This is a genomic window from Amycolatopsis nivea (assembly GCF_004522235.1).
GTDB lineage: Bacteria > Actinomycetota > Actinomycetes > Mycobacteriales > Pseudonocardiaceae > Amycolatopsis > Amycolatopsis nivea.
The window spans coordinates 34,997-42,116 of sequence record NZ_SDLT01000057.1 but is presented as its reverse complement, the minus strand read 5'-3'; the positions used below and the strand labels follow the sequence as shown (position 1 = coordinate 42,116).

The 7,120-nt window shown below is 70.4% G+C and carries 8 protein-coding genes; 5 read left to right on the top strand and 3 right to left on the bottom strand.

Going from position 1 to position 7,120, the window contains the following annotated elements; all coding sequences use genetic code 11:
* The 3 genes from EIZ44_RS40815 to EIZ44_RS40805 form a co-directional block, all read left to right on the top strand.
* On the top strand, positions 1–312 hold a 312-nt coding region (locus EIZ44_RS40815), incomplete at its 5' end, for a sensor histidine kinase (protein ID WP_205673467.1).
* 263 nt (positions 313–575) lie between these two features.
* The gene (locus tag EIZ44_RS40810) at positions 576–1,313 is read left to right on the top strand and encodes a GAF and ANTAR domain-containing protein (protein ID WP_134662277.1); all 738 of its coding nucleotides are present in this window, start codon (positions 576–578) and stop codon (positions 1,311–1,313) included.
* 530 nt (positions 1,314–1,843) lie between these two features.
* Positions 1,844–3,469 carry a carboxylesterase/lipase family protein gene (locus tag EIZ44_RS40805; RefSeq protein WP_134734232.1) on the top strand — a complete coding sequence of 542 codons (1,626 nt, stop codon included), beginning with the start codon at positions 1,844–1,846 and terminating at the stop codon, positions 3,467–3,469.
* A 42-nt stretch (positions 3,470–3,511) separates the two neighbouring features.
* On the opposite strand, the gene EIZ44_RS40800 is transcribed toward EIZ44_RS40805, so the two are convergent.
* The gene (locus tag EIZ44_RS40800) at positions 3,512–4,156 is read right to left on the bottom strand and encodes an SDR family oxidoreductase (protein ID WP_134734231.1); all 645 of its coding nucleotides are present in this window, start codon (positions 4,154–4,156) and stop codon (positions 3,512–3,514) included.
* A 93-nt stretch (positions 4,157–4,249) separates the two neighbouring features.
* Between EIZ44_RS40800 and EIZ44_RS40795 the strand changes: the two genes are divergently transcribed.
* Positions 4,250–4,612 (top strand): winged helix-turn-helix transcriptional regulator, encoded by a 363-nt coding sequence (locus EIZ44_RS40795; protein ID WP_337824933.1) that lies wholly within the window; start codon positions 4,250–4,252, stop codon positions 4,610–4,612.
* A gap of 119 nt (positions 4,613–4,731) precedes the next feature.
* Positions 4,732–5,229, top strand: a complete 498-nt coding sequence (locus tag EIZ44_RS40790; RefSeq protein WP_134734230.1) for a hypothetical protein — start codon at positions 4,732–4,734, stop codon at positions 5,227–5,229.
* A 5-nt stretch (positions 5,230–5,234) separates the two neighbouring features.
* Here the strand turns inward: EIZ44_RS40790 and EIZ44_RS46135 are convergent, their stop codons facing one another.
* Entirely contained in the window at positions 5,235–6,056 is an 822-nt protein-coding gene (locus EIZ44_RS46135; RefSeq protein WP_338081109.1) for an ATP-binding domain-containing protein, read from the bottom strand.
* Positions 6,040–6,975, bottom strand: a complete 936-nt coding sequence (locus tag EIZ44_RS46130) for a helicase domain-containing protein (protein WP_338081108.1) — start codon at positions 6,973–6,975, stop codon at positions 6,040–6,042. Before EIZ44_RS46130 ends, EIZ44_RS46135 begins: the two co-directional genes overlap by 17 nt.
* Between the last annotated feature and the right edge of the window lie 145 nt (positions 6,976–7,120).

Here is a 7,120-nt window from a genome sequence, read left to right as displayed (position 1 = left end):
GCGGTCAGCATGGCGGGCCCGCTCGACGCGGTGCCCGCCCAACTGGCCGAGCACGTGGAAGCGGTGGTGCGAGAGGCGGTCAGCAACGCGGTCCGGCACGCTGGCGCTTCGGCGCTGTCGGTTTCCGTCGCGGTGCGGGACGAAATGGTGCGGATTTCGGTGACCGACGACGGAACCGGGCTGCCGGAGGGGGTTTCGCCGAGCGGACTGGGGAATCTGCGGGAACGCGCGGAGTCGGCGGGCGGGGAGTTCACGCTCGGAACGAGCGCGGGCGGCGGGGTGCGGCTGGACTGGTCGGCTCCGCTGCGCTGACCTGGCCGTCCGCCGCGCGACTCTGCAGGTTGGTGAGAAATCCGGCGCTCCGGGCGTTCGGCAGTCCACTGTGGACCTATGAATTCCCAGCGCGGGGCCGATTTCCTGGTTGTCCATTGTGGACTCCGCTTGGTGCGGCGGGGAAACTGGTTGAGGCCGCCGCGACGGCGGGCCGAGCCGGGAGTAGGGTGGCGAAGCCGTCCGAAAAGGCGCAATGCCGTTGGCATATTCGCGTTTCCGCTGCGGCCCAGAAAGGAGAAAACATGACCGACACGGCCGCGTCCTCCGGCGACCACGAGTTGCTGCGCGCGTTCGTGGACATGGCCGACACACTGGCCGACGAATACGACGCGACGGACCTGCTGCACCGGCTCGCGAACTACTGCGTCACGCTGCTCGGAGCATCGGCCGCCGGGCTGCTGCTCGCCGATCAGCGCGGCGGACTGGAGACGATCGCTCCGGACGAGAGTGCCCCGATCCGCGAGCTGCTGCGGGCCGAGCCGGGGCCGTGCCTGGACGCCTACCGCAGCGGCGAACCAGTGCGCGTCGAGGACATCGCCGCGGAGGCCGCGAAATGGCCGCGCTTCGCGGAGCAGGCGACGACGGCGGGATTCCGGTCCGTACAAGCGCTTCCGTTGCGATTGCGCAAGCAGGTGATCGGCACGCTGAATCTGTTCGGACAGGGCCCGGACCCGGTGAGCGGGCCCGCGCTGAACGTGGCCCGCGCGCTGGCGGACGTCGCGACCATCGGGATTCTGCAAGAACGCGCGATCCGGCGCGGGGAACTGCTCGCCGAGCAGTTGCAGCACGCGCTCAACAGCCGGGTCGTCATCGAACAGGCGAAGGGCGTGCTGGCGCATGCCGGCGGGCTGGAAATGGACACGGCGTTCGACCGGCTGCGCGCCTACAGCCGCGCGCGCAACGAACGGCTCAGCGCATCGGCCGGGGCGGTCGTGCGCGGCGAACTGCGGCCGGAGCGGGTGCTCGGCGACGCGAGCTGAGCGTCACCCGCCGCGGCCGGGATGACCGCGCTCGTTCCCGATTCCTCGCGCGTCGATCCTGCCGATTGCTGCCCGAGTTCGTCCGCCAGGCTGTTCGACACGGTGCCCGCTGCCGTGCTTGCCAGGCGGGCAATCCTGCTGACCCCGCCGCTCCCCGGAGAAGGCGGTGTTCCGTCCGCGTTTCCCGCGGATTCCGTTCCACTGCGCCGAAGAATGAACCGCATTCGCCGACCAACCCGTCGCGGCCGGTCCGGCGGAGCGAATCCGATCCCTGACAAAGACCATTCTGCCCGGGAATTTGACAGTTCCGGCGCGACCGAACGGAGGTTGTGCCGTTTCCCGCCGCGCCCAGACTGGAGTCAGGCGGGAACGAGCGGTCCGTGCCGTTCTCGTGGCGGCGGCCGGGAAAAGGCCGCCGGTGATGTCGAGCCCATGCCGGCAGGCCGCCTGGTCGGTGCGTGGATGCCGCTCGTCGTGTCCCGCGCCTGTCCGTCCGGCTCTCCTGGCGAGGCGGGAGCGAAGGAGGACGGATGAGACTTGACGGGAAGGCAGGCGTCGCGCTGGCGGCCGTCGCGCTGGCGGCGGCGTCGCTGGCCGGTTCGGCGTCCATGGCCGGCGAGCGGGCCGCGGCGGCACCTCCGCCGGCGTGCTCGCCGGACACGACGGTGACCACCGACGACGGCCCGGTGTGCGGGATCGCTGGCCCGGATGTCCGGTCGTGGGAAGGGATCCGGTTCGGCGCGCCGCCGGTCGGCGATCTGCGCTGGGCGCCGCCGCAGCGTCCGGCGAAATGGACCGAGCCGTTCCCCGCGACCGCGCCCGGCAACGCGTGCCCGCAACTGGCCGGGCTCGGCCCCGGATCGGAGACCGAGGACTGCCTGAACCTGAACGTCCGCGTGCCCGCCAACCCGGGGCACGAGAAGCTGCCGGTCATGGTGCAATTCCACGGCGGCGGATTTCTGATCCTGCAGGCACAGGACGCGAGCCGGCTCGTGACCGAGGGCCGCGTGATCAGCGTCGAGGTCAACTACCGGCTCGGGATTTTCGGGTTCCTCGCGCACGCGGCGTACGGCGAGCACGCGGGCGATTACGGGCTGCAGGACCAGCAGGCGGCGCTGCGCTGGGTGCAGCGCAACATCGCGAAGTTCGGCGGGGACCCGCACAACGTCACGATCTACGGGGCGTCCGCGGGCGGTTCGAGCGTCTGCGACCACACCGTTTCGCCCACCGCGGCGGGATTGTTCCAGCGCGGCATCGCGCAGAACGGCGAGTACAACTCGTTGCTGGGCGAGGACATCCAGTGGCAGGCGCAGGACTGCAAGGCCGATCTTCCCGACGAGGAGGAGGCCCAGCAGGCGGGCGCGCGGTTCGCCAAAGCGCTGGGGTGCGAGTCGAATGCCGGGGAGTGCTTGCGCAAGGTGCCCGTGGCGACCTTGCTGAAGCAGGCGGGCAACGGGATGAAACCGGACAGCGGCACGGTCGCGCCGATCGTGAACGGGACCACGCTGCCGATGTCGCCGGGCGAGGCGTTCGCCAAGGGACGGGTCAACAAGGTCGCGCTGATGCACGGCGTGGCCCGCGACGAGGTCCAGCTGCCGTCCGCCTCCACTCCGGAGGACTACCGGAAAATGGTGGCGCAGCAGTACGGCGAGCACGCGAAGGAAGTCAGCGAAAGCTATCCGCTGAAGCGATTCCCCAATCCCGCGCCGTTCCTTGCCTTCCGGACCATCGTGGCCGACTCCAATTCGGTCTGCCCCGCGCTGCTGAACGACGAGCGGCTGTCCCGGCATATTCCGGTGTATGCCTACGAAATGGACGACACCGACGTGCCGCCCGCGTTCTTCCTGGATCCCACCAAACCGAACGGCGCGTACCACGTCTCCGAGGGGATGCTGCTGACGCCGCCGCCGGGAGTTCAGCTCAACCCCAACCAGAAGGTGCTCTCCGCCCAGCTGGTGGCGCAGTGGACCGGGTTCGCGCGCACCGGAAACCCCACCGTGGACGGAACTCCGCAGTGGGATCCCTTCACCGAGCGCAACCCGGTCGTCATGTCCCTCAACGCGGCGGGGGACAGCCAGCTCACCACTGAGATCCCGCGCCAGCACCGGTGCGACGGCTTGTGGAACCCGTTGGCTCCGTTCGCGCAGCATCGGTGAGACCGCCGGTGCCGGCAGGGTTTCCTCCTGCCGGCACCGGTTTCAGGGCCGTCCGCCTTCGAGGTGGATGGTTTCGCCGGTGAGGAATTCCGCCTGCAGCATCCACAAGACCGTGTCGGTCACGTCGGCGACGGTGCCGGTGCGCCCGACGAGGGTTCGTTTCGCGGCGTTGGCGAGGACATCCGGTTTTCCGTCCCAGACGCCGGAGTCGATGATCCCCGGCGACAACGCGTTGACCCGGACCGGCGCGAGTTCGGCAGCAAGGTGCCGCGCGGCGAAGGCGGCCGCCCCGTTGGTCACACCGGTCACGACGCTTCCGCGCGCCGGACGCCAGCCGACCTGCCCGGAGAACAGGAGCAGCGACCGTTGGATCGTGAAGTGTTTCGCGAGCAGCAACGGGCCGATGACCTTGGTCGCGAAGGCGTCGACGGTCTTGTCCCGATCGAGTTCGCGGACCGGCACCGCGTGGGGCGCCGCCGCGGTGTTGACGACATGATCGACCGGCCCGAGTTCGTCCGCCGCGGCCGCGATGGTCGCCTCGTCGCGCAGGTCGATGTGCAGTCCGCCGGGCCGATGGGACGCGACGTGCACCTTCGCGCCCTCGGCGCTCGCGGCGTCGGCGATCGCCGTGCCCAGGTGCCGTCCGCCCAGCACCAGCACTGTCTGTCCGGCCAGCCGGTTGTTCATGGTCCTTCTCCGTTCCGTCGGTTCGCCGTGGCCGAAGTAGGCTATGGAAAAGTAACCAGGTACTTCAACGTAACCGGAACCGGAGGAATCGCCGTGCGCTACAACGTCATGTCCGCCCGCTGCCCGTCCCGGGTGGTGCTGCACCGGATCGGGGCGCGGTGGACGGTCTTCGTGGTCAACGCGCTGGAGCACGGGCCGATGCGCTTCACCGCGCTGGTCGACCGGATCCAGGGCGTCACCCCGAAGGTGCTGACCGAAACGCTGCGCGCGATGGAGGAGGACGGCCTGCTCTTCCGCGTCGAGTACGCGGAGCAGCCGCCGCGCGTGGAGTACGGGCTCACCGACCTCGGCCAGTCCCTGCTGGTGCCGCTGCGCGCGGTCCGCGAATGGGCCGAAAGCCACGTCCCCGAAATCCTCGAAGCCCGCGAACGCGCCCAGGCCGCACGGCAGAGCTGAGTTTTTGTCCGGAGGTCTGTCGGAGAAAATCCCGTCACCCGCTGGCTTCCGGCACGCATAGCCTCCGGGAACTGCCCGGTCGAGGACCGTGGTTGGCGAATCGGGAAAGGCTGCGGATCGTGACGCTGCGAGAAAAGGTCGAGAGCCGGCTCGCCGGAGAACTCGCGCCGGGGGAGCGCGTGCTGGACGCACTGGTCGCGTTCCGCACCGGCGGCGTGCGCAAGACGATGGTCGCCGGCGCGGCGGGCATCGCGGGCCTCGCCGGCGCGGCCGGGATGGCGCTCGCCGCGCGTCGCGGGCAGACCGAAGCCCCTCAAGTGCCGATCTCGACCCCGGGCCGGTTCGTCTTCTCGCTCACCTCGCACCGCGTGGCGCTGTTCACCGTCGGCGGCATCGTCCGGGCCGCCCCGGGAAAGCCGCTGCGGTCGTGGACGCTCGACCAGCTCGCCTGGGTCTCGGAACCCGAACTGAACTCCGGCGTGGCACAGGCGCTCCGGGGCCGGATCGGCGTCGCGGGCGAAGGCGTCCTCGGCTACGAATTCGCCCGGCTCCAGGTCGACGCGGGACGGTCCATGATCAAACGACTGGCCCGCGCGCTGCAAGAACTCGAATCCTGACTGGTTCACCGTTGCTCGAGCCGGGTGAGCTCGTCCGGCACCGGTCCAAGATGGACGATCCCCAGCCGCCGGGTTGCGCGCGTCATCGCGACGTAGAGGTCGTTGCGCCCGCGCGGAGCTTCGAGGATTCGGGCCGGGTCGACGATCAGCACTGAATCGAACTCCAGTCCCTTCGCCTCCGCGGGCGTCAGCACCGTCGTCGTGCCGCTTTCCCGCCACGATGCCAGCCGCCCTGGCGGAGCGATGACCGCGAACTGCCCGCCACGATGCTCCTCGGCAATCCCGCCGACGACCCGCGCCAAGTCGGCAAGCGTGCTCCGTACCCGCCACGGCGATTCTCCCGCTGCCCGCACTGACCGGGGCCTCGGCTGCCCTGCGGCCAGCAACTCGTTCGCAGCCGCCATGATCTCCGCCGGCGTCCGGTAGTTGACACTCAACTCCGCCACCCGCCACCGGTCCGCCACGTGCGGCCGCAGCACCTGCTCCCACGACTCCGCTCCCGCCGGATCGCCCGTCTGGGCAAGGTCTCCGACCACCGTCATCGACTTGCCGGGGCAGCGCCGCATCGCCATCCGCCACGCCATCGCAGACAACTCCTGCGCCTCGTCGACCACCACATGCCCAAACGCCGGGACGGGCTCGCCGAGCACCGCGGCCGCCTCGTCCAGCAACGGAATGTCCGCCGCGCTCCATCCCTCGCCGCCGAACACCTCACCCACCACCTCCTCGGCAGTCAGCGATGGCCACAGTTCGTCCAGCGCCCGGCACACCGCGACGTCGGCCAGCAACGTTTTGCGCAGGTCAGCGACGTCAGCCTCGTCCAGCAACCGCCGGGGCCCGTCTTCCTGCTCCGGTCCGAGTACCACTCCCGCCGCCGCCAACGCCCGCAGATCCGCCGGGCTGAGCCGTCGCGATCCGCCCCGCAGCCTCCGCTCGCCCCTTGCCCTCCGCGACCCCGACCGGATCTACCCAGCTGACCTCGACGTCCGGCCACAGCCCGGCGATCGTCGCCGTCACCACCGCCTGCTCGCCCAACCCGGGCAGCACCTGCCCGATGTAGTCGAGAAAGACGTCGCTGGGCCCGATCACCAGCACCCCGCGGGTACGCAACCGCGGCCGCGTGTACATCAGATACGCCAGCCGATGCAGCGCCACCGCGGTCTTCCCGGTCCCCGGCCCGCCCTGCACCACGAGCACGCCCGCATACCCGTCACGGACGATCCGGTCCTGCTCGGCCTGCAACGTCGTGACGATGTCGCCCATCCGCCCGGTCCGGTCCGCCGTGAGCACCGCCATCAACGCCGCCTCCCCGACAAGGCCCCCGGTGTCCGCCGCGCCGGGGTCGAGCAACTCGTCGTCCAGCGCGGTGACCACCCGCCCCCGGGTCGTGATCCGCCGCCGCCTCCGGACCCCGTGCGCCTCCGCCATGGTCGCGGTGTAGAACGGCTGCGCCGCCGGAGCCCGCCAGTCGAGCAGCAACGGCTCGTCCGCCCCGTCCTCGAACAGCCCCAAGCGGCCGATGTACCTGCGGATTCCGTCGTCCGTCTGCAGCCGCCCGAAGCAAAGCCCATCCTCGACCGCCGCCAGCCGGGCCGACTCCGCCCGCCAGCGCGCCGCGGCCTCCGGATCCGCGCTGTCGAGCCCCCTCGCCGCCTCCTCGCGCAACGCGTCGAGCCTGCCGTAGAGGCTGGTCACGTACTCCTGTTCGAGGACAAGCTCCCGCTCGACACGGTTTTCCTCCGGCACCCCAGAACTCCCCGCTGTCGGGTGATCGATGGCATCGAGGGTGCGCGGCGATCGGGGGAAAGAACAGTCTTGTCTTTGCGGGCGGCGTCAGCCGAGGCGACCGGGGGAGCGCTTGCCACGGCATCAGACCCTTGCCGCACAAGGA